Annotated in this window: 27 protein-coding genes; 10 read left to right on the forward strand and 17 right to left on the reverse strand. The window is 49.8% G+C overall.

Annotated elements, in window-relative coordinates; translation table 11 throughout:
- Nucleotides 1-97: 97 nt before the first annotated feature.
- From LEUMU_RS0118270 to LEUMU_RS0118280, 3 genes are all read right to left on the reverse strand, one after another.
- Nucleotides 98-1,243: a type II secretion system protein N gene (locus LEUMU_RS0118270; RefSeq protein ID WP_022953747.1), complete on the reverse strand. Its 1,146-nt coding sequence runs from the start codon at nt 1,241-1,243 to the stop codon at nt 98-100.
- A gap of 140 nt (nt 1,244-1,383) precedes the next feature.
- A complete protein-coding gene (locus tag LEUMU_RS0118275; RefSeq protein ID WP_022953748.1) occupies nt 1,384-2,115 on the reverse strand; it encodes a 16S rRNA (uracil(1498)-N(3))-methyltransferase in 732 nt (243 codons plus the stop codon).
- A gap of 71 nt (nt 2,116-2,186) precedes the next feature.
- Complete coding sequence (locus LEUMU_RS0118280) at nt 2,187-2,783, reverse strand: NUDIX hydrolase (RefSeq protein WP_051156146.1); 597 nt, start codon at nt 2,781-2,783, stop codon at nt 2,187-2,189.
- 81 nt (nt 2,784-2,864) lie between these two features.
- Here LEUMU_RS0118280 and LEUMU_RS0118285 point away from each other — a divergent pair, with 81 nt between their 5' ends.
- Nucleotides 2,865-3,287, forward strand: a complete 423-nt coding sequence (locus tag LEUMU_RS0118285) for a group II truncated hemoglobin (RefSeq protein WP_022953750.1) — start codon at nt 2,865-2,867, stop codon at nt 3,285-3,287.
- Between the two features lie 243 nt (nt 3,288-3,530).
- Here the strand turns inward: LEUMU_RS0118285 and LEUMU_RS0118290 are convergent, their stop codons facing one another.
- Nucleotides 3,531-4,409: a DMT family transporter gene (locus LEUMU_RS0118290; protein WP_026744910.1), complete on the reverse strand. Its 879-nt coding sequence runs from the start codon at nt 4,407-4,409 to the stop codon at nt 3,531-3,533.
- Nucleotides 4,410-4,499: 90 nt separating this feature from the next.
- Nucleotides 4,500-5,465, reverse strand: a complete 966-nt coding sequence (locus tag LEUMU_RS0118295) for a pseudouridine synthase (protein WP_022953752.1) — start codon at nt 5,463-5,465, stop codon at nt 4,500-4,502.
- A 266-nt stretch (nt 5,466-5,731) separates the two neighbouring features.
- Here LEUMU_RS0118295 and LEUMU_RS0118300 point away from each other — a divergent pair, with 266 nt between their 5' ends.
- Complete coding sequence (locus LEUMU_RS0118300; RefSeq protein WP_022953753.1) at nt 5,732-6,700, forward strand: D-2-hydroxyacid dehydrogenase; 969 nt, start codon at nt 5,732-5,734, stop codon at nt 6,698-6,700.
- Here the strand turns inward: LEUMU_RS0118300 and LEUMU_RS0118305 are convergent.
- Nucleotides 6,686-8,350, reverse strand: coding sequence for a hypothetical protein (locus LEUMU_RS0118305; protein WP_022953754.1), 1,665 nt, complete (start codon nt 8,348-8,350; stop codon nt 6,686-6,688). The two genes, LEUMU_RS0118300 and LEUMU_RS0118305, sit on opposite strands and share 15 nt — an antisense overlap.
- A 305-nt stretch (nt 8,351-8,655) precedes the next feature.
- On the opposite strand from LEUMU_RS0118305, the gene LEUMU_RS0118310 reads away from it, so the two are divergent.
- From LEUMU_RS0118310 to LEUMU_RS0118325, 4 genes are all read left to right on the forward strand, one after another.
- Nucleotides 8,656-8,859, forward strand: coding sequence for a FitA-like ribbon-helix-helix domain-containing protein (locus LEUMU_RS0118310; protein WP_022953755.1), 204 nt, complete (start codon nt 8,656-8,658; stop codon nt 8,857-8,859).
- A gap of 115 nt (nt 8,860-8,974) precedes the next feature.
- Nucleotides 8,975-9,253 (forward strand): helix-turn-helix domain-containing protein, encoded by a 279-nt coding sequence (locus tag LEUMU_RS0118315; RefSeq protein WP_022953756.1) that lies wholly within the window; start codon nt 8,975-8,977, stop codon nt 9,251-9,253.
- Entirely contained in the window at nt 9,250-10,542 is a 1,293-nt protein-coding gene (locus tag LEUMU_RS0118320; RefSeq protein WP_022953757.1) for a type II toxin-antitoxin system HipA family toxin, read from the forward strand. The genes LEUMU_RS0118315 and LEUMU_RS0118320 overlap by 4 nt, the downstream gene beginning before the upstream one ends.
- An 81-nt stretch (nt 10,543-10,623) precedes the next feature.
- A complete protein-coding gene (locus tag LEUMU_RS0118325) occupies nt 10,624-11,397 on the forward strand; it encodes a sulfotransferase-like domain-containing protein (RefSeq protein WP_022953758.1) in 774 nt (257 codons plus the stop codon).
- Between the two features lie 117 nt (nt 11,398-11,514).
- Here the strand turns inward: LEUMU_RS0118325 and LEUMU_RS0118330 are convergent, their stop codons facing one another.
- From LEUMU_RS0118330 to LEUMU_RS0118370, 9 genes are all read right to left on the reverse strand, one after another.
- Nucleotides 11,515-12,198, reverse strand: coding sequence for a hypothetical protein (locus tag LEUMU_RS0118330; protein ID WP_022953759.1), 684 nt, complete (start codon nt 12,196-12,198; stop codon nt 11,515-11,517).
- Between the two features lie 104 nt (nt 12,199-12,302).
- Nucleotides 12,303-12,950, reverse strand: a complete 648-nt coding sequence (gene otnC / locus LEUMU_RS0118335; RefSeq protein WP_022953760.1) for a 3-oxo-tetronate 4-phosphate decarboxylase — start codon at nt 12,948-12,950, stop codon at nt 12,303-12,305.
- The gene (gene otnK, locus LEUMU_RS0118340; protein ID WP_022953761.1) at nt 12,947-14,200 is read right to left on the reverse strand and encodes a 3-oxo-tetronate kinase; all 1,254 of its coding nucleotides are present in this window, start codon (nt 14,198-14,200) and stop codon (nt 12,947-12,949) included. The genes otnC and otnK overlap by 4 nt, the downstream gene beginning before the upstream one ends.
- Nucleotides 14,201-14,236: 36 nt before the next feature.
- Entirely contained in the window at nt 14,237-14,932 is a 696-nt protein-coding gene (locus LEUMU_RS0118345) for a GntR family transcriptional regulator (RefSeq protein ID WP_022953762.1), read from the reverse strand.
- 22 nt (nt 14,933-14,954) lie between these two features.
- Nucleotides 14,955-15,992, reverse strand: coding sequence for a Gfo/Idh/MocA family protein (locus tag LEUMU_RS0118350; protein ID WP_022953763.1), 1,038 nt, complete (start codon nt 15,990-15,992; stop codon nt 14,955-14,957).
- On the reverse strand, nt 15,989-16,990 hold the full coding sequence (locus LEUMU_RS26760; RefSeq protein WP_022953764.1) for an SMP-30/gluconolactonase/LRE family protein: 1,002 nt from the start codon (nt 16,988-16,990) through the stop codon (nt 15,989-15,991). Before LEUMU_RS26760 ends, LEUMU_RS0118350 begins: the two co-directional genes overlap by 4 nt.
- A 37-nt stretch (nt 16,991-17,027) precedes the next feature.
- On the reverse strand, nt 17,028-18,311 hold the full coding sequence (locus LEUMU_RS0118360; protein ID WP_022953765.1) for a TRAP transporter large permease: 1,284 nt from the start codon (nt 18,309-18,311) through the stop codon (nt 17,028-17,030).
- On the reverse strand, nt 18,308-18,829 hold the full coding sequence (locus tag LEUMU_RS0118365; protein WP_022953766.1) for a TRAP transporter small permease: 522 nt from the start codon (nt 18,827-18,829) through the stop codon (nt 18,308-18,310). Before LEUMU_RS0118365 ends, LEUMU_RS0118360 begins: the two co-directional genes overlap by 4 nt.
- Before the next feature lie 61 nt (nt 18,830-18,890).
- Entirely contained in the window at nt 18,891-19,916 is a 1,026-nt protein-coding gene (locus LEUMU_RS0118370) for a TRAP transporter substrate-binding protein (protein WP_022953767.1), read from the reverse strand.
- Between the two features lie 250 nt (nt 19,917-20,166).
- Here LEUMU_RS0118370 and LEUMU_RS0118375 point away from each other — a divergent pair, with 250 nt between their 5' ends.
- Both LEUMU_RS0118375 and LEUMU_RS0118380 read left to right on the forward strand, forming a co-directional pair.
- Nucleotides 20,167-21,279, forward strand: a complete 1,113-nt coding sequence (locus tag LEUMU_RS0118375) for an isocitrate/isopropylmalate dehydrogenase family protein (RefSeq protein ID WP_022953768.1) — start codon at nt 20,167-20,169, stop codon at nt 21,277-21,279.
- A 24-nt stretch (nt 21,280-21,303) separates the two neighbouring features.
- Nucleotides 21,304-21,582, forward strand: coding sequence for a putative quinol monooxygenase (locus tag LEUMU_RS0118380; RefSeq protein WP_022953769.1), 279 nt, complete (start codon nt 21,304-21,306; stop codon nt 21,580-21,582).
- Nucleotides 21,583-21,647: 65 nt separating this feature from the next.
- On the opposite strand, the gene LEUMU_RS0118385 is transcribed toward LEUMU_RS0118380, so the two are convergent.
- Both LEUMU_RS0118385 and mgrA read right to left on the reverse strand, forming a co-directional pair.
- Complete coding sequence (locus LEUMU_RS0118385; protein WP_022953770.1) at nt 21,648-22,589, reverse strand: AEC family transporter; 942 nt, start codon at nt 22,587-22,589, stop codon at nt 21,648-21,650.
- Between the two features lie 76 nt (nt 22,590-22,665).
- Nucleotides 22,666-23,685: an L-glyceraldehyde 3-phosphate reductase gene (gene mgrA, locus LEUMU_RS0118390; RefSeq protein ID WP_281169935.1), complete on the reverse strand. Its 1,020-nt coding sequence runs from the start codon at nt 23,683-23,685 to the stop codon at nt 22,666-22,668.
- A gap of 135 nt (nt 23,686-23,820) precedes the next feature.
- Here mgrA and LEUMU_RS26765 point away from each other — a divergent pair, with 135 nt between their 5' ends.
- Complete coding sequence (locus LEUMU_RS26765; RefSeq protein WP_022953772.1) at nt 23,821-24,105, forward strand: type II toxin-antitoxin system Phd/YefM family antitoxin; 285 nt, start codon at nt 23,821-23,823, stop codon at nt 24,103-24,105.
- Nucleotides 24,096-24,539 carry a type II toxin-antitoxin system VapC family toxin gene (locus LEUMU_RS0118400; protein ID WP_022953773.1) on the forward strand — a complete coding sequence of 148 codons (444 nt, stop codon included), beginning with the start codon at nt 24,096-24,098 and terminating at the stop codon, nt 24,537-24,539. The genes LEUMU_RS26765 and LEUMU_RS0118400 overlap by 10 nt, the downstream gene beginning before the upstream one ends.
- Nucleotides 24,540-24,577 lie beyond the last annotated feature (38 nt).

Raw genomic sequence — 24,577 nt, forward strand, 5'->3', positions numbered from 1 at the left:
TTATCAGGTTTTCCAATTTGGCACACACTGCGTGCCAAATTGCTTAAGTAGTATTGCGAGGTCTTTATTGAAGCAGGGTGAGTGACTTAGACATAAATCAGAACTCGTATCGGAATGTCTCTTCTTCCTGACCACGCATTACGCTAATCGATAACTGATCAGCACTAATAAAGTTATACAACGCCTGCTGCACCGTTGATGGATCATTTAGGCGTACGCCATTCAGCTCAGTCACCACATCACCAGGGCGGAATCCCACCTGATATAACAAGCGCAGGCGGTTAGTTAAATGCAGCCGGAAGCCCTTCACCTGTCCATCCATAATCAATGGCTCGGGCGCGGTAAACTGGGCCAGTAACGACACATCATTCATCACATCCTCACGCAGCTTTTGTAAATCCTGCTGGCCTAAATTCTGGCCACGCTTGCGAGGATCAGATGAGGCATTTGAATTAACCTGAAATGACGACTGACCCGCATTAATACTGGCCGATTCCGCTGAGGTTGATCGGGCCTCTTGGGCCATTTCAGTGGTTTCGCCATCCACTAAATAAATCTCTTGTCGAACGCCACGATTATCAATCACCACTTTATCCACAAAGATTTCCACAACGTTTACGCCGTCAGTAATCGAGTCGCCTTCGGAGTACATGCCTTGCTCGCCGCCAGTTTGTGAGATCACGGCAATGGCTTTGTTTTTGCTATCGCTAATGGGCGCAGAACTTTTAGCTAACAGCGCAATGGAGCGGTCGGGTGCTGGTTTTGCTTTTGGCTCTGGCTCAAATAATGATGAGGAGCCAAACAAAGCATCCAGATCGGAGCTGATTTTAGCCACGATGGTTTTTTCAATGGCTTTGGTGGTATCGACTAAAGTTGCTTTGTAGTTACTTTCAGCGGCCCCATCGGAGCGCTTTTTAGCCCACAAACCATGCAAACTTAAAGCCACGGGTGGCAATGCAGGTTTTGCCGGAGGAGGTGGTGCTTGGCGTACGACCGGTGCTGCAATGGCACGGCGCTTCACTTCACCAAATAAATGCGTGCTAGCAATCATTTGCCCAAAGTTTTGCGGTGCCTGAAATTGAGTTTGGCTCATGGCTTGCGGAATCGGGCTGGCAGCCACATCTTGCGGCGGCGCTAAACCCATCCAAAGCAACTTCGCTAAGGACGCCGACAATGCCATAACCAGCAACGGGGTAATAAAACCCGGTAGGCGCTGGATCAATGTAGGATTGTGGTTACTCATAGCGGTGGCAAACTCTGGAAAAATATTATTGTTATGATCATTCGACTAATTGTCGGGTATCTGCACAGATGCTATCAGCAGATTTAGCGAAGCGCCAAAATTTCCGACCTGTGCGATAGTATCTGCGACCAAACCAAGCTTTATAAATCGCCCCAGCGTTGTTGGAGCGAAGCCAGCCCTGCAATCACTGCCGTTTCAGCGCGTAAAATGCGCGGCCCAAACGTAATGGTTTGCACCGATTGCGCCTGCATTAACGCCACTTCATCATCATGAAAACCACCCTCTGGCCCCACTAATAATGATAGCGCTTGAGCATCTGGCATATCCAATCCCGCTAAGGACTGCGTGGCTTCCGGTAGCATGGCTAAGCGTAAAGTATCGTCTTCACTTTGCAGATAATCGGCAAAGCTTATCACTGGTAAGAGATCAGGTACTTTGGTGCGGCCCGACTGCTCACACGCACTATTAATCACGCCTTGCCAGTGCAGCATTTTCTTCTCAGCACGGCTGGCTTTGAGGTTTAGCACGCTGCGCATCGCTACTACCGGCTGAATCCGCGTAATCCCCATTTCCACCGCTTTTTGCACGGCAAAGTCGAATTTATCCGGCTTAATCAGCGCTAATACTAAAGTAATGGCCAGTGGCGATTCGCGATCAACCGGATCAAACGCCGTGATTTCAATGGTCGAGTCCCGCTTATTCACTTCAGTGAAGTGCGCATGGTATTCGCCCCCCTGACCATTAAAGACGATCAGTTGATCACTCACTTTACTGCGCAACACTTGCACGGCATGGCGATGTAGAGCATCCGGCAACGCCAGTGTTTGTGGCGCGTCTAAAGGCTGATCAAGGTAATAGCGTGGGATTCGCACAGCGGCATCTCCGGAGCGGTAATTCAGGGAGCTTTATAATAATGGGCTTAACCGCTGCGCGCTATTAAATCTCAGGGCTTTCGCAATAAGCTAATCAGCGATAAGGTCATGCGTGCCGTCGCGCCCCACAAAACATAACCGTTATACGGCTCAAAAAAGATCACCGGAAATCGCGACTCCCCAATCGTACGCTCCTGCACCCGATGATTCGCAGGGTCTGCCAGCCAACGCAGCGGAATGGTAAATGCCGCTGCGACTTCGGCGACTTCCAGCGTCAGCTGATACGGCCATGGCAGGGTGCCAACCACTGGAGTGATCTGGTAATTGCTAATGCTATGGTGATGGTTTAGCTCGCCCAGCACTTCCACATCATCCGGATTCACGCCAATTTCTTCGTGGGTTTCACGTAAGGCGGTCATTTCCAGGGAAGTATCGGTTTCTTCATAGCGGCCACCGGCAAATGCCACCTGACCACTGTGCCGATCGTTTTCACGTTCGCTGCGCTTAATAAATAATAAATGCCATTCATCCGCTTCCCGTACAAAGGGAACCAATACCGCCGCTTGCTTATTCGGGGCACTGCCGCCGGGTAGGTCATACGTGGTATTTAAAGGTCGTTGTAAACGCGCGCGAATGTCGTGTTCTGTAATCGTTGCAAGTTCGTTCAATGCACTGCCTCTTGTTGTTTTGTATAAGGGCCACATCCATAATCATAACCTGTTTAATTTTAGCAAACCAATGGGTATAACATGCATATTGATAATGCATCCGGGCCGCGCGCATACGGACAGGGTGACCACAGTTTTCAAACCGCCGGTGGTGAAGCAGGGATTCGCCATCTCGTGACTGAGTTCTACCATCAAATGGCGACCTTACCAGAGGCGCAGCATATCCGCAGTTTGCACCCCGAAGATCAGGAAGAGTCGATCGATAAGCTCGCCTGCTTTCTAACCGGCTGGATGGGCGGGCCGCCGCGCTACGATGAGAAGTACGGACGCATTAGCATTCCGGGGGCGCATTACCACATTGATATCGGGATTGCCGAGCGCGATGCTTGGCTGCTGTGTATGGAAAAGGCGTTGGAATTGGAAGCGGAATACCCACAAGATTTTCGGGAGTATTTAATGAAACAACTGAGTTTTCCCGCGAATTTGTGCCGTAATCGCGATTAAAATGGCTAAGTGGCTAAGTGGCTAAGTGGCTAAGTGGCTAAGTGGCTAAGTGGCTAAGTGGCTAAGTGGCTAAGTGGCTAAGTGGCTAAGTGGCTAAGTGGCTAAGTGGCTAAGTAGCTAAATGGCTAAATGGCTAAATGGCTAAATGGCTAAGTGGCTAAGTGGCTAAGTGGCTAAGTGGCTAAATGGCTAAGCGAGTGATGGGTTGGCAGTTTGAGTGTGACTGCCAACCCGCTATTCAAATTAATGCACCTTAACCGGCACCACCACCACTTTACGGCTGCGCAGTAAGGTATAAATACCGCCGCCAATAATAATGGCACTGCCCAATAAGGTCATAAAGTCTGGTCGCTCTGAAAACACCAAAGCACCCACAACCAAGGCAAACACTAAGCGCGTATAACGAAATGGCGTTACCACGGAGACTTCGCCAGTGCGCATCGCCACCGTCAGCGAATAATAAGCCAGCGTCCCAAATATCGTGGCACCGACAATCTGAGCGGCTGATAAGGCACTCGGAATCACGCCACCACCGGTATACAGCAGCATCACCAAGCCAGTCGGGACCATAATAAAGAAGCCATACACGCCCAGTTGCATATTAGATAATGCAGGCGGTGCTGCGCGGGTGGCCAGATCACGGCCAGCAAAGCCCAACATACCGATCAAGGCTAATAATGAGGAGGCTTCAAAGCCTTCCAAGCCGGGTCGAATAATCATTAACACGCCGATAAAGCCGATCATAATTGCCATCCAGCGACGCCAGCCGACTTTCTCACCGAAGAAAATTGCCGCACCCATGACTACTACTAAAGGTGTCGCTTGCAAAATTGCTGAGGCACTGGAGATGGGTGTTAGCGCAAGAGCCAGTGTAAAAAACACCCGTCCTGTCACTTCGCAAATCACGCGCAGTAAAATCGGTTTAGAGAGAATCGCCGGATGTATCACGCGCTCTTTACGTCGCCAAGTGAGCAGGATAAAAGCACACATACCGCCAAAGCCGAACAGGGCTAATATTTCCCCGACGGGTATTTGTGCTGCAGCGGATTTGATAAACATATCTTCCAGCGCAAACGCGGCCATCGCGATGACCATGTAGAGACTTCCCCGCGTATTATCCAAAGCCTGGCTCCTGTGTGATTGAGTGCCCAATTGAGCGCCGAGTGTAGCACGCGTTAAGGCTTTGACAACCTCACTAGAGCCTTTGAATCATTAAAGTTCGAGGCGCAGCTGGCTCTCAAAAAATTGTGGCTCGCCAGTGATTGGATCAGTAAACTCCAAGGTCTTAGCCAGCAGCTGCAAGGGCGCAGAATAATCCTCGCCTTTATTGGCTAATAATTCAGGATAAAACGGGTCATTTAATATCGGGCAGCCAAGCGCAGTCATGTGAATGCGCAGCTGATGTTGCTTGCCGGTGACTGGTTTTAGCCGATAGCGCGCTAAGTCGCCTTTGACTTCAACTCTATCCACCAGCGTTTCGGCATTTGGCTCACCGGGCGCTTCCTTTTGCAGGAAAAATGGCTCACTTGGCACAATATTGCTGCGATAAATAAAGGGATACTCTCGCTCAATATTCGGCGCAATCGCCTCGTAAGTTTTACGCACTTCCCGATTTTGAAACAGGTTTTGATAAGCACCACGAAAATCAGCATCGCAGCTAAATAACATCACGCCCGCCGTTTCGCGATCCAGCCGGTGAATCGGGCTAATGGCCTCAATCTGAAACCGGTGTTTCAAACGGCTAAGTAAGCTCTCTTTTACAAATCGACCAATCGGTGTGACCGGAATAAAGTGCGGCTTATCGACCACGATTAGATGGTCGTTTTTAAATAAAATGGTTTCCTGAAACGGAATGCGTGGCTCATCCGGAATTTCGCGGTAATAAAACAAAAAACTGGCTTCGGGATAAGGCGTGTCCGCTGCATATGGCGTGCCGTGTTGATCGACCATGCCCCCGAGCGCTAAACGTTCACGTAAAATGTCTTCAGGAATAAACGGAAAACGTTCCAACAGAAAATCCAGCACCGTATCCCAGTGGCCATAAAACTCGCCGGGCTGCTTTAAGCTGCCGCACTTTGGCAACCAAACCCGGCTGGAAGACACGCCATCGCGCATCGGTAGTGGCGAGGCTGGCTTTTGTTTAGATGGTTTTTTTTCGCGTTTGGTATTGATAGTCATGAACCGCTGAAGCTGAGTAAGGGATGAGTCAAGATCGAGGCGTGATTATAACGGGGCAGCGTGTGCGAAGGGAAAATATCCTTAGCGGGATTATTGGCCGCGTCATATTGAGTGTAAAATCCAAACGCCGCTCAGTAGATAAAGCGCGGCGTAATAAAACCCAACAGGATAATCAGTAGGGGACAAATACAGTGCGCTAAACGGCTGGCCTTACCCTGAAAACGCGTTATTATGGCCCGCTCTACTTAATTGATTACGGGGTTAATATGTCTGAACAAATCGTTTTTCTGGATGCATCCACCATTGGCCCCGGCGTTGTTGTTGGCCGACCGGCGTTTGACCACCAATGGCAGGAATACGAGCGTACCGAACCTGAGCAAGTGGTAGCGCGTTTAGCCGGTGCCAGCATCGCAATCAGCAATAAAGTCGCCATTACCCCGGCGATGTTAGAACAACTGCCAGACTTAAAACTGATCGCCGTGGCAGCCACTGGCTACAATATTGTCGACTTAGAGGCCTGCAACGCGCATGGCGTAACCGTCTGCAATATCCGTGGCTATGCGGTTAATACCGTACCGGAGCACACCTTTTCACTGATTCTGGCACTGCGCCGCAATCTGGTGGAATACCGCGAACAAGTGCTGGATGGCGAATGGGTGCGCTCTAATCAGTTCTGCTTTTTTAATCGTCCGATTCGTGATCTGGCTGGATCAAACCTCGGCATTATCGGCGCAGGCGCATTGGGGCAGTCGGTTGGGCGCATTGGCTTAGCCTTTGGCATGAACGTGATGTATCTCAATCAACACATTCGCACAGCGCCTGATCATGGCCAGCTGGTTTCGCTGGAAGAAATGCGTGCACAGGCTGATGTACTCACGCTGCACTGCCCGTTAACGGCTGAAACGCACAATATTATCGATGCTGAATTTTTGCAGGGTATGAAAGACTCTGCGATTGTGGTGAATACCGGTCGCGGCGGTTTGATTGATGAAACAGCACTGGCCGAAGCCTTGAAAGCAGGCGTGATTGCCGGTGCCGGTTTGGATGTGACTGAGGTCGAGCCCGCCGCGATGGATTCGGCCATGATGCAAGTGGCGGATTTACCCAATGTGATCGTTACCCCGCACGTGGCTTGGGCCAGTGTCGGCGGCATGCAAACGCTGGTCGATCAACTCATCGTCAACCTTGAAGCGTTTGCACGCGGCGAGCCTAAAAACGTATTAGGTCGGGATTAAAAAGATATGGTGAATACCCTTGGTGCTGGTCAAATTAATGGTCGCACTCACGGTATTGCCATTGTACTGAGCCTTTAGCTGATACTGGCCCGCCGGAATCCGGAATAAATAACTCTGGGTATTGGCGGCAGTATCAATCAGCTTGCCGCTCATATCCTGAATCAAAAAATCAGCCTTAATAGGGCGGCGTGTCTGCCGCTCGGAGGCTGAAATTCGCAAGCTACCAAACGCCTCGCCAACCGGCGGAGTGCTCGGAGTTGTTGGTGGCGTAGGTGTGGGCGTCGGAGTCGGTGTGCTACCGCCCGAACCTTCTTCTGGAATCAGGAAAATATGATGAATACCCTGCGTTGCGGTCAGCAGGATTTCATTACTCACACTATTGCTGCCAACAATCGCACTTACCTGATAAGGCGCAGCGGGAATGCGGAATAAATGCGAGCTGGTATTACCGGCGGTATCCACGATTTTACCCGCCAGATCCTGCACCAGAAAATCAGCATTCACCGGACGACGCGTTCGCTTATCCGAGGCTGATAAACGCAAACTACCCAAACCACCAACCGGCGGTGTAGGAGGCGTTGGTGGAGTCGGTGTACTGCCGCTGCCACTCGCCGAAATCAGAAAAATATGGTGAATGCCTTTAGTCTGCGTCAGCTCGATCGTATCTGTTTTGGTAGTTCCCGCAGCGGTGGCGCTTACCCGATAGGTACCGACCGGAATCGAGAATTGCTGGCTAGAGATATTATTCGCCGTGGCAATCGTTTCGCCACTTAAGCTCTGAATTTTAAAATTGGCTTTCAGTGGGCGTCGGCTTGGGGTTTCAGAAGCGGATAAACGCAAACTGCCCTTAACCGTCGTGCCACCACCGGGAGGCGGTGCTGTTCCGCCACCGCTACCGGAGCCGCCCGAACCACTGCCGCCTGATCCGCCACCTTGAGTCGGCGTACCATCTTTAAAATCAACCAACATGGCATCGTAATAAGGTACTGCCTGCAACTTTTGTGCTTTCACGTTTTTGATAAATGCATCAAAAATATCTTTTTTCACTGAGCCATTAAGCAACTCTTGGGTATGCACAAAAATGGTAGACGACAAGCCCGCGCTATTGCGCTCGCTGGTGTAATCAAAAGCGCGCTGCACCGAATTCATGACGACAACCGGTGTATCCAGTCGGTTGCCGGTGCTGGGAGACCAGGCGCTACCAATGCCGCGCGCATATTTGATTCCGGGATATGAAATGCCTGGCTCCGGCCCTGCGCCCGAGCCGTGATATGACAGGGTCAACGGCTTGCTCCCTGTCACATCCACAATGATTTGGCTGATGATATTGTAGACTTTCGTTTGTTCACTTTGGCTATTGCCAGAGGACAACGGATGCACCCCAAGCGTTACCAAATGGGGCGCTAATCCATAAATCAACGAGGCATTGGTGCGGTCAAATTCGTAGTTATTACTGGGGCTGGTGGCTTGCATAAACACCGTAACGGGAATGCCGTTATCCACCAAAAACTTCACCACTTCATACGTGCCGCTGATGGTATTGCTGCCCGCGTGAATGTGGTCGATGGTAAACGAAACGCGGTCGAGTACCGGAGGATTAGCCGAAGCCTGATACTGAGTTTGGATAGTCGACAGGGTATACGCCGCCATAATTCACCTCGATGTAAGCTGGTCTGTTACGAGTAAAGCAGGCCTTCGGGTGCGTCTTGGCACAGGCGCTACTGACACTTATTCGACAATCAACAGCGCTTAAGGGGGAAGCTATTGACTGATTCTGGTAGTCATTGTGCCTTAATTTTAGTGAGGAATCGCGCTAAATGCTGTGGTTTTTGATGAGTATTTTTTTATCTGGGGAATAAGTGGGCGCTTTTGAAAGGTTGGCTGGCACTAGGAAAATTAAGTGCTTTTACAAAGTGATATGATTTGTTGATCGGTCTTAGTGGGAGGTAATAGTGATGTCTAGTCTTGTGGTAAGAGATATTAGCGATGAAGTCGTACAGGCGCTGGAGGACCATGCTCGACGCTTGGGTGTTAGTGCGGAGGTTGCTCACAGGCAGATTCTGGAGCAGGCACTTACTTCGCCAAACAAGAAAAGCTTTATTGAGATATTAAAAGCTATGCCAGATGTTGGTGAAGACAGTGATTTTAGGCGAGTTTAGAAATGGTAGCATGAACTTCAAAATTCATTGTTAGTGCTATAAAAAAGATACCACTGTATCTATTTTTAGTTTTTGAGTGCTATATTAGATATAATAGTATCTATTTGGATGTGGTATGACATTGCTCTCCTTACATTCCTCTGCCGATGTTCAGCAATTACTTGCTGATGCCATTCACCGCAAACGCAAAAAACTAAAGCTGTCCCGCGATGCCTTGGCTGAGCGTAGTACGGTGCCTGCTTCCACCATCAAAAAGTTTGAAACTACGGGCCAGATTTCATTGCGTCAGTTTTTACTGTTATGGCAGTCGGTTGACCGTTTGGATAAATTGCTTGAATTGACCAAAGAGCCCGTTAAAACGCCGCTAACCATTGAGGATGTTTTAAAGTCATGAAAGCCTCATTTAAGCCAGTGCAAACCTTGCAGGTGTATCGCCGTTTGAGTGATGGGCAGCAGGCGCTGGTCGGGCGATTAGCGCAAGATCAGCAGGGTACTTATTTCCAGTATGATGAGGCTTACCTTAGCCGCTACCACAGCCTTTCTCCGTTTAATCTGTCATTCAACCATGAGCTGAGTTTAGCGCCCAAGCGACCCCATCAAGGCTTGCAGGGTGTATTTGGCGATTCCTTGCCGGATGGTTGGGGGTTGCTGCTAATGGATCGCCTGTTTCGCCAGCATGGTTTGTTATTAAACCAAGTCACAGCAATGGATCGCTTGGCTTTCACGGGAAGCCGTGCAATGGGGGCATTGGCGTATCAGCCTGCCGTCGAGCTTGGGGATGGCGAAGCGCACTCTGTATCGTTGTGTGAGTTAGGCGAGCAAGCGACACAGATTTTTGATGGTGAAGCCTCTGAGGTACTTGAGCTATTGGCAGCAGCCGGAAGTTCTGGCGGCGCACGGCCTAAGGCGCTGATTTATCGCGATGTAAAACAAGGCGATAGGGTTTCGACCGAAGCGCGTGAGGGGTTAGAGCCTTGGCTAATTAAGTTTACTTCAGAGCACCTAATGTTGGGCCATGAGGAAAGCGTGTGCGAGGCCGCCTATTTGGTCATGGCAAAGCAGGCAGGTTTGACCGTCCCTGATTGGGAGTTAATACAGGCACCTGAGCAGATGAAAGCGACTGCATGGTTAGCGATGCGCCGTTTTGATTGTACGGGAGATGACTATCAGGGGCGCTATCACATGCATTCTCTATGTGGTTTGTTAGATGCCGATTTTCGGCAACCATCGATGGATTACGAAGACCTGATTAAGGCGAGTCAGGTTTTATGCCAGAGTGCAGCGGTGGGTAAGGTGCAGTTTAAGCGAGCGATGTTTAATCTGTTTTCTTTAAATCAGGATGATCATACGAAGAACTGGGCATTTCTAATGGATGACTTTGGCCAGTGGTCGCCAACGCCTTTTTACGATGTGACATTCAGTCCAAACCCTCACAATCACCACATGACATCGTACGGTGGCTATGGAAGTCAGCCGCCATTGAAGACTATGCAGGCAATGGCTAATCAGGCAGCTTATAAGAACTGGAAGGAAGCGCAGAAAGATATAGAGCAAGTGGTAAGTGCGTTAGCCAATTGGGCAGAAGTTGCCAAGGGGTTAGCGATTAGTAAGGCCAATATTGATCTGATACAAAGCCAGTTAGATAGGGTTTATCAGGAGAATAAGGCATTGCTGAACACCTGAGTTTAGTGTGATAACTATTGTAGTTGATGTCAGTATTTTGAATATATACCCTTTAATTTATCCCGTTTCGAGGCAAATATTATGGCTAGTAGTGCCCAAGAGAGCAGCGCCAACCCGCATAACATCGAACTCAAACCCATCCTAGCCATGTGGTCTGGCCCGCGTAACCTATCGACCGCGATGATGAGAGCTTGGGAAAACCGCCCAGACACCGAAGTCTGGGATGAGCCTTTCTACGCCGCCTACCTACAGCGAACAGGCTTAGATCATCCCATGGGCGCAGAGATCATCGCGCACCACGAAGCAGATGTGGACAAGGTCATCGAGCTTTGCACAACGCCCGCTGCCAGTGGATTTTTCTACCAAAAACACATGACGCATCACATGTTGCCGGAGTATCCGCTGGATTGGTTGGCAGAGTTGTCGCATTGCTTTTTACTGCGCGATCCGCGTGAGGTGTTGTTGTCTTACTCGCAAAAGCGCGAAGACGTGACGTTGGATGATATCGGTGTGCCGCAGCAGTTACGCTTATACGAATGGGTGTTGGCTAACCTGGAACAAAAGCCGTTGGTGATTGATGCGCGTGATTTTTTGCAGCAGCCACAAGCGTATTTAGAAGCCTTGTGTGCGCATGTGGGCATTCCGTTTTATCCGGAAATGCTTAGCTGGCCAGCCGGTCGACGCGATAGTGATGGGGTCTGGTCAGAGCATTGGTATGACTCGGTCTGGAAGTCAACCGGCTTTGGAACGTGGCAAGCGCGGACTGGTGAGCTGGATGCGGCCTTATTGCCAATTTATCGCGAAGCGGATGAGATTTATCAGGCGATGCGGGAACAGCGTTTGCGTATTGATTAAGTGTTTGTTGCTTAATAAAAACAGCGCTATCGGAATGACGCGCTATTAATCGCGGCGCTCAATGCGCTAATGGTTTCCCGCCTGCTATTGAGAGCAAGCGGGAGCCAAAGTCTCAGCTTACGGCCTAGCCGGTCCTACATTTAAATCCTGTTCAATATCTTTAATCAGCATATCCATCGCGCTTTCAGTGGCTTGCTTGAGTAGTTCAGGCTGGCTAATCAGCAGTTGGGTCACGTTAATGCCGACCTGCCCACCAATATCAATATTCGCAGTCGCTTTATAGGCGCGCTTGTACGGTGCACTTTCTGGCGTGGCTTTCAGCAGGGTATTGGCGACTGCGGTGACATATTGGTGATTTGGCCCCAGCGTGTATTTGCTGGCAATGCTCAGTACTTTTGGCTCACGCAGTGGCGGTTTTGGGAAGGCATTGACCGGCATGGCTGTTGCATTCACGCGGATATCCGAATCAAAGCTTGGGCCTTGTAAGCCTTTTAATTTAGCAGCAAATATTTTTTTGGTATCGTAATTGCCTAGTGCCGTTAGGATCGGTGCAAAAGCAACGGTTCTTCTGGAGTTGATGGTGGCATCGACGCCCGCGCTAACCGCTAAGCCCAGCAATCCACCGGTTGCGCCAGCGGTGCGGCTGCTGTCATATATTTCGTGAGTTAGTTTATCGGTGGAGACTAAATCAACCACCGAGACTTTATTGGCTTTCAGCGTATCGCGATTGAGTGAGGCTGGGTTTGAGGAGCAGCCAGCAGCAAATAGCAGGGTAAAAATCAGTGCGAGTGAATACTTCATAGTGTGAAAAGCCCTTTGATTCTGTTTAATTATTAAGGGCTTAGTGTAGCAGTGAAGTGATTTCGTTTAATAATAGGCCTAAAAACTCACAGCTGAGCACATCACTAGTCCCACTCGACGTTAAAATGGGTGACCACATCTGAGATTTGCTCAGGCGTTAGCAAGTTGACGTCATAGCCTTTGAGTAGCATCGAGAGCTTGGCGGTTTCCTCCAGCTCTTCAATCGCATACACAGCGGCTTCAATGTCCTTTCCCGCGACTACTGGCCCATGAGCTGCCAGCATCACTGCGGAGCGCTTACCTGCCAAGCCACGCACCGCATCGCCCATTGCAGGGTCACCGGGGCGAAAGTAGGGCAGCAATTTCACTTTTCCCAAGCGCATAATCGAATAGGCCGTTAGCGGTGGCAAAAAGTTATCGGGGTCGACATCGGGCAATAAGGAGCGCGCAACCGAGTGACAGGAGTGCAGATGTACCACCGCGCCTGCCGTGGAGCGAGTCTCGTAAAAGGCGGAGTGTAAATTGATTTCTTTAGTGGGTGGCAGGCCTGAGAGCTGATTACCGTCGATATCAAAGCGACTCAAGGTGGCAGGGTCGAGCAGGCCAAAACAGGAGCCGGTTGGCGAGACTAGTAAGCCGCCATCCTCAGTACGCGCTGAAATATTGCCAGAGCTGCCGCCGGTTAGTCCACGATCAAACATGGATTTAGCCAGCAAGCACAGTTGTTCCCGAAGTCGGTTTTCTGCACTCATGCGGCACCTTGTTCCAGTTGGCTTATGGCTTTCTCAAAAAAGTCGGGCGCGCCGAAATTGCCTGATTTTAGGGCAATCACAAAGTCATCACCCGCCCGCATACACGGTACGCCGGGGTCAATTTCCGGGCCAATTTCAGTGGCGTTAATATCCAATGCTTCCACTACTGCGCCTGAGGTTTCGCCACCAGCAACGATCAAGCGATTAAAGCCATTGGCGCGTAGGCATTTTGCGGTTTCGGCAAACAGATTTTCAATGGCTGTTGCAGAGGCTTCGCGGCCAAATTGCTCCTGAATGTTTTTAACCGTTTGTGGGTTAGCAGAGCTATAAACCAGTGGCGTGTCGGGTTGGTTTTGCATCCATTGGCAAATGCTTTCAGCGGTGATCGTGCCATCCATAATGCCTTGAACATTCACTTCAAGCGTGGGGTGGTATTTCCCAAAAATTTCGAGTTGTTCGCGAGTGGCGCGCGAGCAGGAGCCAGAAATAATCGCGCAGCGGCCTTTTTCACCTTGCCAATGTCCGGCATTTTGGCCAATTAAACCTTGCTGGCGGAAGTTCTCTGGCAAGCCAAGCGCAACGCCCGAGCCACCAGTAATTAGTGGTAAGTCGGCAGCGGCTGCGCCAATCGTCATTAAGTCTTCATCGCGAATCGCATCCACCACAATCAAGCTGCGGCTGGTTTCACTTTGTTTGAGTAATGCCTCCTTAGTCGCCGGTGCGCCTTGTAACACAATCGATTCCGGTACATGGCCGACGCTGTGCTTAGTTTGTGGCGCGAGCCAGCGGCGAATGTCCGGATCGGTCATTGGCGTGAGTGGGTGGTTTTGCATGCCGCACTCATTGAGCAGGGTATCATTTACAAACAAATGCCCTTGATACAGCGTGCGCCCGGCACCGGGAAAGGCGGGGCAAACAATCACGCAATCGGTGCCGATGGCTTCGGCGAGTGCATCGATTACGGGGCCGATATTGCCTTCGGGTGTGGAGTCAAAGGTGGAGCAGTACTTGAAGAAAAACTGTCGGCAGCCTTGGGCTTTTAGCCAATCCAGTGCCGCCAGTGCTTGCTCTACCGCTTGTGCAACGGGGATAGATCGGGACTTTAGCGCAATTACGCCAGCTTCAACATCGGGCGTGGCATTGGTGCTTGGTACACCCGTGTATTGCACCGTGCGCATGCCTTGCTTCGCTAGCGTATTTGCCAGATCCGAAGAGCCTGTAAAGTCGTCTCCAATACATCCCAGTAACATGATTTCTCTCCGTTAGTTCAGCCCGCTGTTAACGGGCTATAATTGTGTAAGGTTATGTTTTTTCAGTATTTCAACCAGTAAATTACCGGCTTTTTCGCGATGAATACGGTGAATACGGCGTGCAGTATCCGCATCTTTATTCTCGATAGCTGCCACTACATTGGCATGATCTTCATTAGACTTTAGCGGCATTGGGCGCAGTGATAAGGTCATCATGCGTACCCGATGCGATTGATCAATGTAGCGGTCAACCAGTTGAATCAGTCGCGAGTTGCCACACATGGCGACCAACAAGCGGTGAAACTTTTCATCCGAATTGGCCCAGGCTTTTAAGTCTTTATCCGCCAGGGCTTGTTCCATTTGTTCCACACTTTCGCGAAGCTCAGCGATCACTTCGGGTGGGTGATCTAACTGCGCTGCTTGCCAGGCCGCCATGGATTCCAGCGCGGTGAGTACCGCGTAGATTTCCATCATGTCTTTTACGGAAATGCGTTTTACAATCATGCCGTGACGAGCGCGGATTTCGACCAGTCCTTCAGACTCCAGTCGCATCATCGCTTCACGGGCCGGGGTACGGCTAATGTCCAGCAACTCAGCCAGTTCGCTTTCCATAATTTGATAGCCCGGGGGGAGCTCGTTCTCCAAAATGCGGCGCTTTAGTTCAACGTAAGCTTTGTCGGTTAAGGACAGTTTGGTCTTCTTACGTGGGGTTTTTTTAGTTGCCGCGGTCATAGTTCTTTATCCTTTTAGGCGGTTATTCAATCTGGGGTCTGATACAGGCACTCGTTTTGTCGGACACATACGCTGCATCAGCGATCATTATATTAGCAATATAGTCGCTTGCGGTGTTCATCAGTTGTGCGCCGCTCACAAAATGTTCAACAACATGCTGTTGTAACCGATAAACGCAATCGCCACCAAAGTCTTGATCTTGCCACTTATAGGGGATTTTTTGTTCATCATTTTCACCGTGTCGGCGAAATGACAGCTCGGCATCGCCATTCAAAAACAGGCAGCCGTGCTCCCCTTCGATTTGCATTTCGCCCATCGTAAGCCGACGATTTTTAGCCTTGTGATCACTCAGACGATTACCGTCGAAAATACCACGCGCACCGTTTTCAAATTTGAAAATGATCAGACCGGCATCTTCTCCTTTGATGACGGGGTTAATACGTCGCAAGTCCGCATAAGTGGATTCAACTTCTCCGAATAAATATCGAAATACATCAATAAGATGGACTGCAGTCTCATTCACTAAGAAGCGCTCCATTTGCTGAAAGTAGGGCTGTCGCTCAAGGTACGCTTCCGGCCCTTGGCCATCGCCCGGGCGCAGTGCAAAGCGTATTTGATACAACTCACCCAGCAGTCCTTCGTTCAATACTTCGCGTATTTTGGTATACCACGGTTGGAAGCGAAAATTCTCATGAATAATCACCGTGGCATTACGCGCTTCAATCTGATCAACCAGCGCTTTGGCATCAGCTAATGAGGGCGTAAATGGCTTCTGGCAAATCACTGGAATATTACGTTCAATACAAGCCATCACATAAGCCACATGAGTGACGGGCGGCGTAATGATATCCACCAGATCAGGCTTCACCGTATCCAGCATCAACTCAAAGTCCTGAAAGGTATCAGCGACATCGTATTGCTCGGCCAGCTCCTTGGCACTTTGCGGGTCGCGATTGCAGATTGCCACCAACTCAACCTCTGGCAAGCGTGCCCAGGCCGCATATTGAAAGCGACTGAAATAGCCGGTGCCAACGGTGGCTAAGCGAATCGGCGCGTTCATGAGTTGGCCTCAGTTTGCTCAGTACTAAGGCGCTGCGGGCCAGCAAAATTCCAATGTGTTGGCGGGTGGCCGGCATACGGTGATTCAAATTGATAAATCGACTCATCCAGCAAACAGCCGAGATACGCGGTGCGTAAATCGTCACCGCCAAATGCCAAACTGGAGATGTTTTTCAGGTACTTACTTTTAGCATTATCCAAGTGCGGACGGCCCATAGTGTGCGCCTGAAACGCGTCTTCCACCCAGCTTAAATGCTCAGGATCGCAGTCTTCAATCATCATGGTTTGCTCGCCATCGGGCGCAATGCGAATCACGCGATTACTCACGATGGAGGTAATCCAAATACCGCCTTCAGTATCGAAGGTTAAGCCATCCGGATACGTGCCAAGCCCAAATTCAGCAACCGTGGTTTTGTTCGAGAGATTGCCATTTTCCTCAATATCAAAACTTACTAGCTTGCGGGCAAAAGTCTCATTTACATACAAGCGCTTACCATCCGGATGCACCACGCATTCATTGGTATAGCCTAAGTTATCAGCAACGATTCTGGCCTTGCCCTGATCGACTAATACAACAAAGCCATCCGCGATATTTGGGCGATAGGCATCGCTGCGGGGCGTGGTGCGTGTGCTTACTGTAATCCAAACCCGACCTTGCGCATCTAAATGCACATAATTGGTTGGCGGCAGTGGAATGCCTTCGACCTCAAGGCAAAAGGGCGTGGTTTGGCCATCTTCAGTAATGCGGTAAACGCCACCGTCTTCCGCACCCAAGTGAGTGACGAGTACCGAGCCATCGGGCATCAGGCAAATGCCGTTAGGCTTTAGCTCTAAATCATCCTGCTTGGCCAGTAAATACCACTGCGAACCATCCGGCTCGATAACGCCGATGCCACCGCGCCAATCGGCGGTGTACAGGCGGCCATTCGCCGTCGCCAGCACACACTCGGGGCGATTAAGTTGAGTACCTAGTTTACTGATTGTGTCGAGTTCGATCATGTCTGAGAGTCCAGATTAACTAAATGGTAGTCCAGTATTAGCGAAATGCTTCAACCAGTGTCATTGAGATTGCCGGAATATACGTTACCAACATCAGTGCAAAAATGGCGGCTAAGTACAGCGGAGCCATCGCTCGGGCAATCGTCAGCACGCCGACACCGGATATTCTGGAGGCCACATATAAAGTAGCGCCAACCGGTGGGGTGAATAATCCCACAGCCACGTTGCAGGTCATAATTATGCCTAAATGCACAGGGTCGACGCCGAAAGTCATCGCTGTCGGAATAAACAATGGTGCGGTTAGCAAAATGGCAGGAACCGGATCTAATACCAGTCCTAATAACAGTAATACCAAGTTTACTAATAGTAGAAATGTGAACGGGCTGCTGGAAATGCTGTTGATGAATTCGGCCAGTATTTGAGGCAACTGCTCTAACGTGATTAACCAGCCGAGTACCGTTGTCGCGCCGATCACCACCATAACAATGGCGCTGGTGACAAACGAATCAATAATCAGCTTTGGCATATCGCGCAATGAGAAATCACGGTACAGCACCACGGTCACAAAGAAGCCATACACCACGGCAACGGCCGCCGCTTCTGTTGGCGTAACAAAGCCACCGAAAATACCGCCCAAAATAATCACCGGCATTAATAATGCGGGGAATGAGCGAACAAAGGCACGCCATAAAGCTTTGCGGCTGGTGCGTCGACCACCGGGATCACAGCTGGTGGTTTTACCCACGTAATAACACACGGCCATAAATAACATGCCAAAAATCAGCCCTGGTACAACACCGGCTAAAAACAGATCAGCAACCGACACATTCCCTACAAAGCCATAAATCAGCAACGGAATGGAAGGCGGGATGATGATACCAATGGTGCCGGCTGCGGCGACTAAGCCACCGGCAAAGGCTTTGGAATAACCTTGCTTGGCCATATTTGGCACCATGACCGAACCAATCGCGGCCGAGTCAGCAATGGCAGAGCCTGAGATGCCACCAAATAACATGGATGCGCCAACGACCACAAAGCCTAATCCACCGGGTAAAAAGCCAAAAGCTTCCTTAGCAAATTCGATAATCCGTTGACCCACGCCGCCACGGCCCATCAGCTCACCGGCGAAGATAAATAGGGGAATCGCGATAAAATGGTTTGGCTCGACGCCACTTATAAAATTCAGGTAAACCGCTTGCAGCGAATAGCCTAAATCGAACACAAAAATAGGCAGGATTGCAGTGATGAGAATCGCCCACACCAGCGGAATACTCAGCATAATGGTGCACAGAAACACCAGACAAATAAACAGTAAAATCATTGCGCGACCTCCGTTGTCTGGGCGTCTGTAATTACACCGCGACGGATATCCAGCAACGCATTATAAGTGTGGAAAATTAAGGTGAGTAACATGCCCGTCGGCATTGCGGCATACAGCACGCCAACCGGCCAATAGAGCACAGTAGTTTTCTGCGCCCAAGTATGAAATGAGATGCCATAGCCGTAGTAAATCAGGCTACAGAGCAAGAGGGCGACCACCACATTGATGGCGATCTCCAGATAATACTGAGCGACTTTAGGGAGTGCGTGTTGCACGATTTCCAGTACGCGCATATTCGCACCACGTGCTGTGGCTGCCGCACAGCCTAAAAAGGTGAGCCACAATAGCAAAAAGGCAGTGGCCTCCAGCGACCAAGCCAGATCAAAACCGGCGGCTCCCCGCAGTACGGCATTTGAAAAGATCAGCAGTAACACACTGGTTCCACCGAGTACTAAAAAGGTGTCGATTGCCACACTGAGATACTTTAGCGGGCTTGGGTAATGACTTCGGTAATCCACAAAACGCTCCTTAAACCAACAACATGGGGTACCTGACACTCAGGCACCCCGACTGAGCTATTTATTTAGCTGGCATCTTTTCACGGATTGCAGCGGCGTCGGACAGCACTTTGTCGACTTCCTCAGCGCCATACACATCTTTAGCCTTGGCATAGACTGATTGCACTGCATCGCGGAACGGACCAATTTTTGGCGTGGTGACAGTGGCACCGGCTTTTTCCATGGCTTCGATTTGCTCGTTAACTGAGCTGCGTACCAGATCACGGCTAAAGCTTGCGGCTTCTTTGGCGGCTTCTAATACCGCGGCTTTATCGTCATCCGAAAAGGCCTGCCATGTTTTTTCCGAAATGGTTAGTGGCAGCGGGCTGTACACATGACGAGTCAGCGTAACGTAGGGTGCAACTTCATAAAAGCGCAGGGATTTTATGGTATCGACCGGATTTTCCTGACCGTTGACCACGCCTTGCTGGATTGACAAGTAAACGTCGGTAATTGGCATAACGACGGTTTGAAAGCCAATCGCTTCCATGGTCCAGCGGATCATGTCATTGGGGTAAACCCGCATTTTTTTGCCTTTAGCATCTTCCGGAGAGTTCAGCGGCATGTTAGTCGTGAAGCTACGGAAACCGGCTTCCCACGTGGATAACACACGAAAGCCTTTTTCTGGCAGTTTGGCGAATTCGCCTTTTAACCAGTCAGAGTTGTCGTAAAACTCCCAACCTTGCTCATAGGTATCCACCAAAAATGGCATGGCGGTGAGGTTGATGCTGGGTAGGTGGGTGGCGTAGCTGCCGGTGGCCGATACGGTGAAATCAACGCCACCTAACTGTAATTGTTCAATGGCTTTAGGGTCGTTAGCCAGCTGGCCAGAGGGGTAAATGCGGAGTTTGTAACGGCCTTCGGTATTTTTAGCGATGGCTTTGGCGAACACTTCAGCCGCGGCCTGACGGGAGCCACCAGGGTTATCGGTGTGACTAAAGCGAAGAATTTTTTCAGCATGTGCGCTGCTTGCGATGAGTAAGGTCGAGCCCAGCACCAGCGATGCCATTACGGACATGCGGCGTGCATTAGAAAAACAATTGAACATGATTTATCTCCTCAGATAGCTGCTTCGTGATCACTGTTTGCATCACTAGAAATCTAATAACGGCATGCATGTGATGTGTTATTTGATAGTGCAACAATATATACTTTATTGGATGTGTCAATGTATTTTTTAAAGTATACATTGACAGAGTGCCGAAATCGCTGCTTAATAAAAAGCAATTCGGGCCAATGCTAAAACGGCCTGAAGGGTGAGAGAGTGCGGTTAAATACTAAGAGGCAGGAAATTAAAGATGAGTGATTCGAGCTTTCAGATTGCTGTAATCAAAGGCGACGGAATTGGTATCGATGTGACAGAGGCAACCTTGGCAGTTATCGATTCTGCTCAACAGTCCATCGGTGGTTTTAGCTTGGCGCTAAACTATATCAGTGCTGGCGCAGGCTATTACCAAGAGACCGGAAACGATATCCAACCCGGTGGTGAAGAAGCGGCAGGGGAGGCCGATGCCATCTTGCTGGGAGCGATTGGTTTACCCTCGGTACGTTATACCGATGGCACCGAAATATCCCCCCATTTGCGCTTGCGGGACCGCTTCCAATTGTATGCGGGCATTCGTCCGGTGCGTGCTTATCCTAATGCGCCGCAACGCTTAGCCGACCCTCGTGCTAAAGATATCGACATGATCATTTTGCGCGAATCCACCGAAGGTTTGTTTTATACCGCAGCGGTACATAATCGCTGCCCGGTTGAAACTAATGATGAAGTGCAGGATGTGATGCGCATCACCCGTAAAACCACTGAAAAGCTGCATGACTTCGCCTTTAAGTTAGCTCAAAAACGTAAGCGCCGAGGCTTTGCAGGCAAAGTCACCTGCGTGGATAAAGCCAATGTTTTCAAATCGATGGCATTTTTCAGACAAATATTTGATGAGCGCTGCGTTAACTACCCCGATATCGAAAAAGGCTATAACTATGTCGATGCGCAGGCTTTAGATTTCATTCGTTACCCTTGGGCCTTTGATGTGCTGGTGATGGAGAATATCTTTGGGGATATTTTATCGGATTTAGCTGGTGGTTTAGTCGGCGGTATGGGCATGGCAGCCTGTGGTGAAATTGGTGATCATCATGGCTTATTTCAACCCGCACACGGCAGCGCTCCTGACATTATGGGGCAGGATAAAGCCAATCCTTTGGCGGCGATTTTAAGTGGCGCGTTAATGCTGGATTATCTGGCGGATAAGTCAGGTAATGAGGCGCTGGCCAATGCGGCAACGATGATTGAGGATGCGGTATATCAAGGCTTTGAAGCGAATGAAATTCGCCCAATGGAATTTGGTGGTGATATGGGAACCAAAGCCGTTACCCAAGCCGTGATTAATCGTATTCAAGCAATGAAAACAGCCTAAGCCTGCTGCCAGAGGAGAAAAATTATGTTTATGGTATTAGTTGATTTTGTGATTCAGCCGGATAAGGCGGATCAGTTTTATAAGGTAGTGTTAGAGCAGGCGAAAAACTCGCTGGATGAAGAGCCGGATTGCCATTTTTTCGAGGTGACTCGTTCACCCGGCAAGCCGGAATCGTTTGTTTTAAGCGAAGTGTATACCAGCTCAGAGGCCTTTGACCGCCACTTAAAAACGCAGCACTTTCTGACGTTTGATGCGCTGGTAAGTGACTGGGTGCAGGAGAAATCCGTCCGCACCCTTGCATAGCGTTTGTCCTGCTGCTTGACCTGGGGGTACTTATTGCACGGCTTAGGTCGTGCTTTTTTGTGCGGTTAAATCAGGCTAAACGCTTTTAATAAAAATAATCCCAGCGTAATGGCGACCACGGCAGCCAGTGAGGTACTGGCAATAATCGCTGCACCTAAATGATAATTACCACCGATTGCTCGCAGCATTGGATAGCCTGCCGCCGCACTGGGCGCTGAAGACATCAGATACAAAACGCCAAGTGACTCACCGCGTAGTCCCGCTAATATTCCACCGATCGTAATCAACGCCGGTACCGCAATGAGCTTGGCCAAGGTGGCCCAGTACAGATTGACGGATACCCGAAAATCCCGCCAGCGAATCGAAGCACCGATACAGAGTAAGGCCAGTGGCATACTCATGCGGCCAATGTAGCCGGTGGTATCCAGCACAAATTTAGGTGGGGTAATGGATAGCAGCGAGATCGAAACCGCAATCACAATCGCGATGATAATGGGGTTGCTGGCAATCCGGCGCAGCGTGAGGCCGAGTGATAAATTAGCGCCTTCTTTCACCTGATTGCGGGTGAGGGTGATCAGTGATAACACGTTATACAAGATGGTCACAAAGGCCAGATACACCGAGGCCACGGCAATCACGCCATCGCCAAAGGCATTGATACAAAAGGCGAGCCCGACAATCCCCATATTGCTGCGAAATGAGCCTTGTACAAAGGCGCTGCGGTCGACCTTATCCAGTCTCGGGGCAATCACATATTCCAAAATCAGGAAGGCTAGCAGGGTCAGTAATAAGCCGCATAACACCAGTGCAATCGGTGGGTGCTCAAAATTAACCTGCGCTAAGCTAACGAACAATAAGCAGGGTAGCGTGATTTTAAACACCAGATCAGAGCCGATTTGGGCAAACTCATTATTGATGACGCCAATGCGTTTTAGAAAAATACCGAGGCAAATAACTAAAAAAGTGGGTGCTGTAACTTCGAGGGCGAAGGCCAGATTGGAGAACATGTGGGGTCTCATTAGGTGCCCGAAGCAGTGGGTTTGCTTCGGGCTGGATGGGGATTATTGTGGGGCGATCAGTGGCTTAGCGTGAAGCCCAGATATTGATATCCATGTTTTTGGCATGTTGATCAATGCTGTTTAGCTCTTCCTGATTGAAGCTGAGATTGTTACGTGCGGCGACGCTGTCTTCCAGCTGTTTCACGCTGCTGGCACCGATCAGTGCAGAGGTGACGCGTTGATCACGCAGCACCCAAGCAATGGCCATTTGCGCTAGCGATTGGTCGCGTTGCTTCGCCATATCATTGAGTGCACGCACGTTTTTCAGCGTTTTATCATTGATGAAATCATCTTTAAAACTGCTGGCATGCGTCACGCGGGAGTGCTCTGGAATGCCGTTTAGGTATTTATTCGTCAGCAAGCCTTGGGCCAGTGGCGAGAAAGCGATACAGCCCATTTTCTCATCTTCAATGGCTTGCAGCAGGCCATCTTCAATCCAGCGGTTAAACATGGAATAAGATGGCTGATGAATCAGGCAAGGTGTACCTAAGTCGCGCAGAATTTTAGCCGCTTTGCGGGTTTGCTCTGGCGGGTAGGAGGAGATGCCGACATACAGCGCTTTGCCTTGTCTCACGGCGTGATCCAATGCACCCATAGTTTCTTCCAGTGGCGTGTTAGGGTCGTAGCGATGCGAGTAGAAGATGTCGACGTAATCTAAGCCCATGCGCTTGAGGCTTTGGTCCAAACTGGCGAGCAGGTATTTGCGTGAACCCCATTCGCCATACGGGCCGGGCCACATGTTATAGCCAGCTTTACTGGAGATGATCAGTTCATCGCGATAAGGAAGAAAATCCGCTTTTAGCAGCTTGCCGAAGTGCTCTTCAGAAGAGCCAGGCGGAGGGCCGTAGTTGTTGGCCAAATCAAAATGCGTAACTCCAAGGTCGAATGCCCGACGGAGGATTGCTTGTTGATTATCCAGTGAAAACGTAGCGCCGAAGTTGTGCCAAAGTCCCAGTGAGATCAGTGGGAGCTTTAGGCCACTCTTGCCACAGCGGCGGTATTGACCCTTTTCGTAACGGTCGTCAGCAGCTAAATAGGGCATCATTCTCTCCTTTTTGATTGATGCCCTGAATGGTGACACTTGCTTGGGGTTGCTGCAAGCTGGGAGTGTATGGCTCTTTCATAAAATCCGTATTTTACCTATAATCCATATTCTATGTATATCAGAGTGGAGACGGCCATGAAAACGATATCAAGTACTCAAGCCCAAAAGAGCTTTGGTGAGTTGGTCACCAGTGCGATTAAGGAGCCTATTTCGATTACCAAGCACACCAAGGAAGTGTTTGTCATTGTGCCCTCAGATGAGTATCACAAGATGAAAAGGGCTTATGAAAGCTTATCCAGTAAGCTATTTGTTTCTGAAGAGGGGATTGCGCAGTCCTATATTGGCTCAGTAAAAGGGGTATTTTCTTCATCGGCAGAAGTTGATCAGTTTATTGCTCAAGAGCGTGAAGCATGGGGCTGAGAGAGGCGATATCCGGTAAGCGTGTATACGTCGATACCAATATTCTGATCTATCTTTTTGAAGGGTTCGCAGAGTATTTACCGCTGATGCAGCAGTTAGCTCAATGTGTTGATAGCAAAGAGATAAGCTTGTTAACTGGCGAGATCACATTGGCCGAGTTGATGGTGATGCCATTTAAAAATAATGATACGAATGCTATTAATCTCTATACCAAGGCACTTAATGATAGAAAGTTTATAACGCTTATTCCCACCACGCAGAAAATTTACATTAAAACAGCCTTTTTACGCGCAACCTTGAGCGGAATGAAGACGCCAGATTCGATTCATGTAGCTTCGGCGGTAGAAGGCAAGGCGGATGTGTTTATCACTAACGATCAAGGGATAAAGACCCCGAAAGGGCTTGAGAAATTGATGTTAAGTGATTTTTTGTAGGGCTTAGTGAAGGCTGGGAGCGGAGGAAAAACAGTGGT

This window comes from Leucothrix mucor DSM 2157 (assembly GCF_000419525.1).
Classification (GTDB): Bacteria; Pseudomonadota; Gammaproteobacteria; order Thiotrichales; family Thiotrichaceae; genus Leucothrix; species Leucothrix mucor.

Excerpts from the sequence above, each read along its gene's own strand:
- LEUMU_RS0118270 (WP_022953747.1), bottom strand. The coding sequence starts at position 1,243 with ATGAGTAACCACAATCCTACATTGATCCAGCGCCTACCGGGTTTTATT.
- LEUMU_RS0118285 (WP_022953750.1), top strand. The coding sequence starts at position 2,865 with ATGCATATTGATAATGCATCCGGGCCGCGCGCATACGGACAGGGTGAC.
- LEUMU_RS0118295 (WP_022953752.1), bottom strand. The coding sequence starts at position 5,465 with ATGACTATCAATACCAAACGCGAAAAAAAACCATCTAAACAAAAGCCA.
- LEUMU_RS0118300 (WP_022953753.1), top strand. The coding sequence starts at position 5,732 with ATGTCTGAACAAATCGTTTTTCTGGATGCATCCACCATTGGCCCCGGC.
- LEUMU_RS0118305 (WP_022953754.1), bottom strand. The coding sequence starts at position 8,350 with ATGGCGGCGTATACCCTGTCGACTATCCAAACTCAGTATCAGGCTTCG.
- LEUMU_RS0118310 (WP_022953755.1), top strand. The coding sequence starts at position 8,656 with ATGTCTAGTCTTGTGGTAAGAGATATTAGCGATGAAGTCGTACAGGCG.
- LEUMU_RS0118315 (WP_022953756.1), top strand. The coding sequence starts at position 8,975 with ATGACATTGCTCTCCTTACATTCCTCTGCCGATGTTCAGCAATTACTT.
- LEUMU_RS0118320 (WP_022953757.1), top strand. The coding sequence starts at position 9,250 with ATGAAAGCCTCATTTAAGCCAGTGCAAACCTTGCAGGTGTATCGCCGT.
- LEUMU_RS0118325 (WP_022953758.1), top strand. The coding sequence starts at position 10,624 with ATGGCTAGTAGTGCCCAAGAGAGCAGCGCCAACCCGCATAACATCGAA.
- LEUMU_RS0118330 (WP_022953759.1), bottom strand. The coding sequence starts at position 12,198 with ATGAAGTATTCACTCGCACTGATTTTTACCCTGCTATTTGCTGCTGGC.
- otnC (WP_022953760.1), bottom strand. The coding sequence starts at position 12,950 with ATGAGTGCAGAAAACCGACTTCGGGAACAACTGTGCTTGCTGGCTAAA.
- otnK (WP_022953761.1), bottom strand. The coding sequence starts at position 14,200 with ATGTTACTGGGATGTATTGGAGACGACTTTACAGGCTCTTCGGATCTG.
- LEUMU_RS0118345 (WP_022953762.1), bottom strand. The coding sequence starts at position 14,932 with ATGACCGCGGCAACTAAAAAAACCCCACGTAAGAAGACCAAACTGTCC.
- LEUMU_RS0118350 (WP_022953763.1), bottom strand. The coding sequence starts at position 15,992 with ATGAACGCGCCGATTCGCTTAGCCACCGTTGGCACCGGCTATTTCAGT.
- LEUMU_RS26760 (WP_022953764.1), bottom strand. The coding sequence starts at position 16,990 with ATGATCGAACTCGACACAATCAGTAAACTAGGTACTCAACTTAATCGC.
- LEUMU_RS0118360 (WP_022953765.1), bottom strand. The coding sequence starts at position 18,311 with ATGATTTTACTGTTTATTTGTCTGGTGTTTCTGTGCACCATTATGCTG.
- LEUMU_RS0118370 (WP_022953767.1), bottom strand. The coding sequence starts at position 19,916 with ATGTTCAATTGTTTTTCTAATGCACGCCGCATGTCCGTAATGGCATCG.
- LEUMU_RS0118375 (WP_022953768.1), top strand. The coding sequence starts at position 20,167 with ATGAGTGATTCGAGCTTTCAGATTGCTGTAATCAAAGGCGACGGAATT.
- LEUMU_RS0118380 (WP_022953769.1), top strand. The coding sequence starts at position 21,304 with ATGTTTATGGTATTAGTTGATTTTGTGATTCAGCCGGATAAGGCGGAT.
- LEUMU_RS0118385 (WP_022953770.1), bottom strand. The coding sequence starts at position 22,589 with ATGTTCTCCAATCTGGCCTTCGCCCTCGAAGTTACAGCACCCACTTTT.
- mgrA (WP_281169935.1), bottom strand. The coding sequence starts at position 23,685 with ATGATGCCCTATTTAGCTGCTGACGACCGTTACGAAAAGGGTCAATAC.
- LEUMU_RS26765 (WP_022953772.1), top strand. The coding sequence starts at position 23,821 with ATGAAAACGATATCAAGTACTCAAGCCCAAAAGAGCTTTGGTGAGTTG.
- LEUMU_RS0118400 (WP_022953773.1), top strand. The coding sequence starts at position 24,096 with ATGGGGCTGAGAGAGGCGATATCCGGTAAGCGTGTATACGTCGATACC.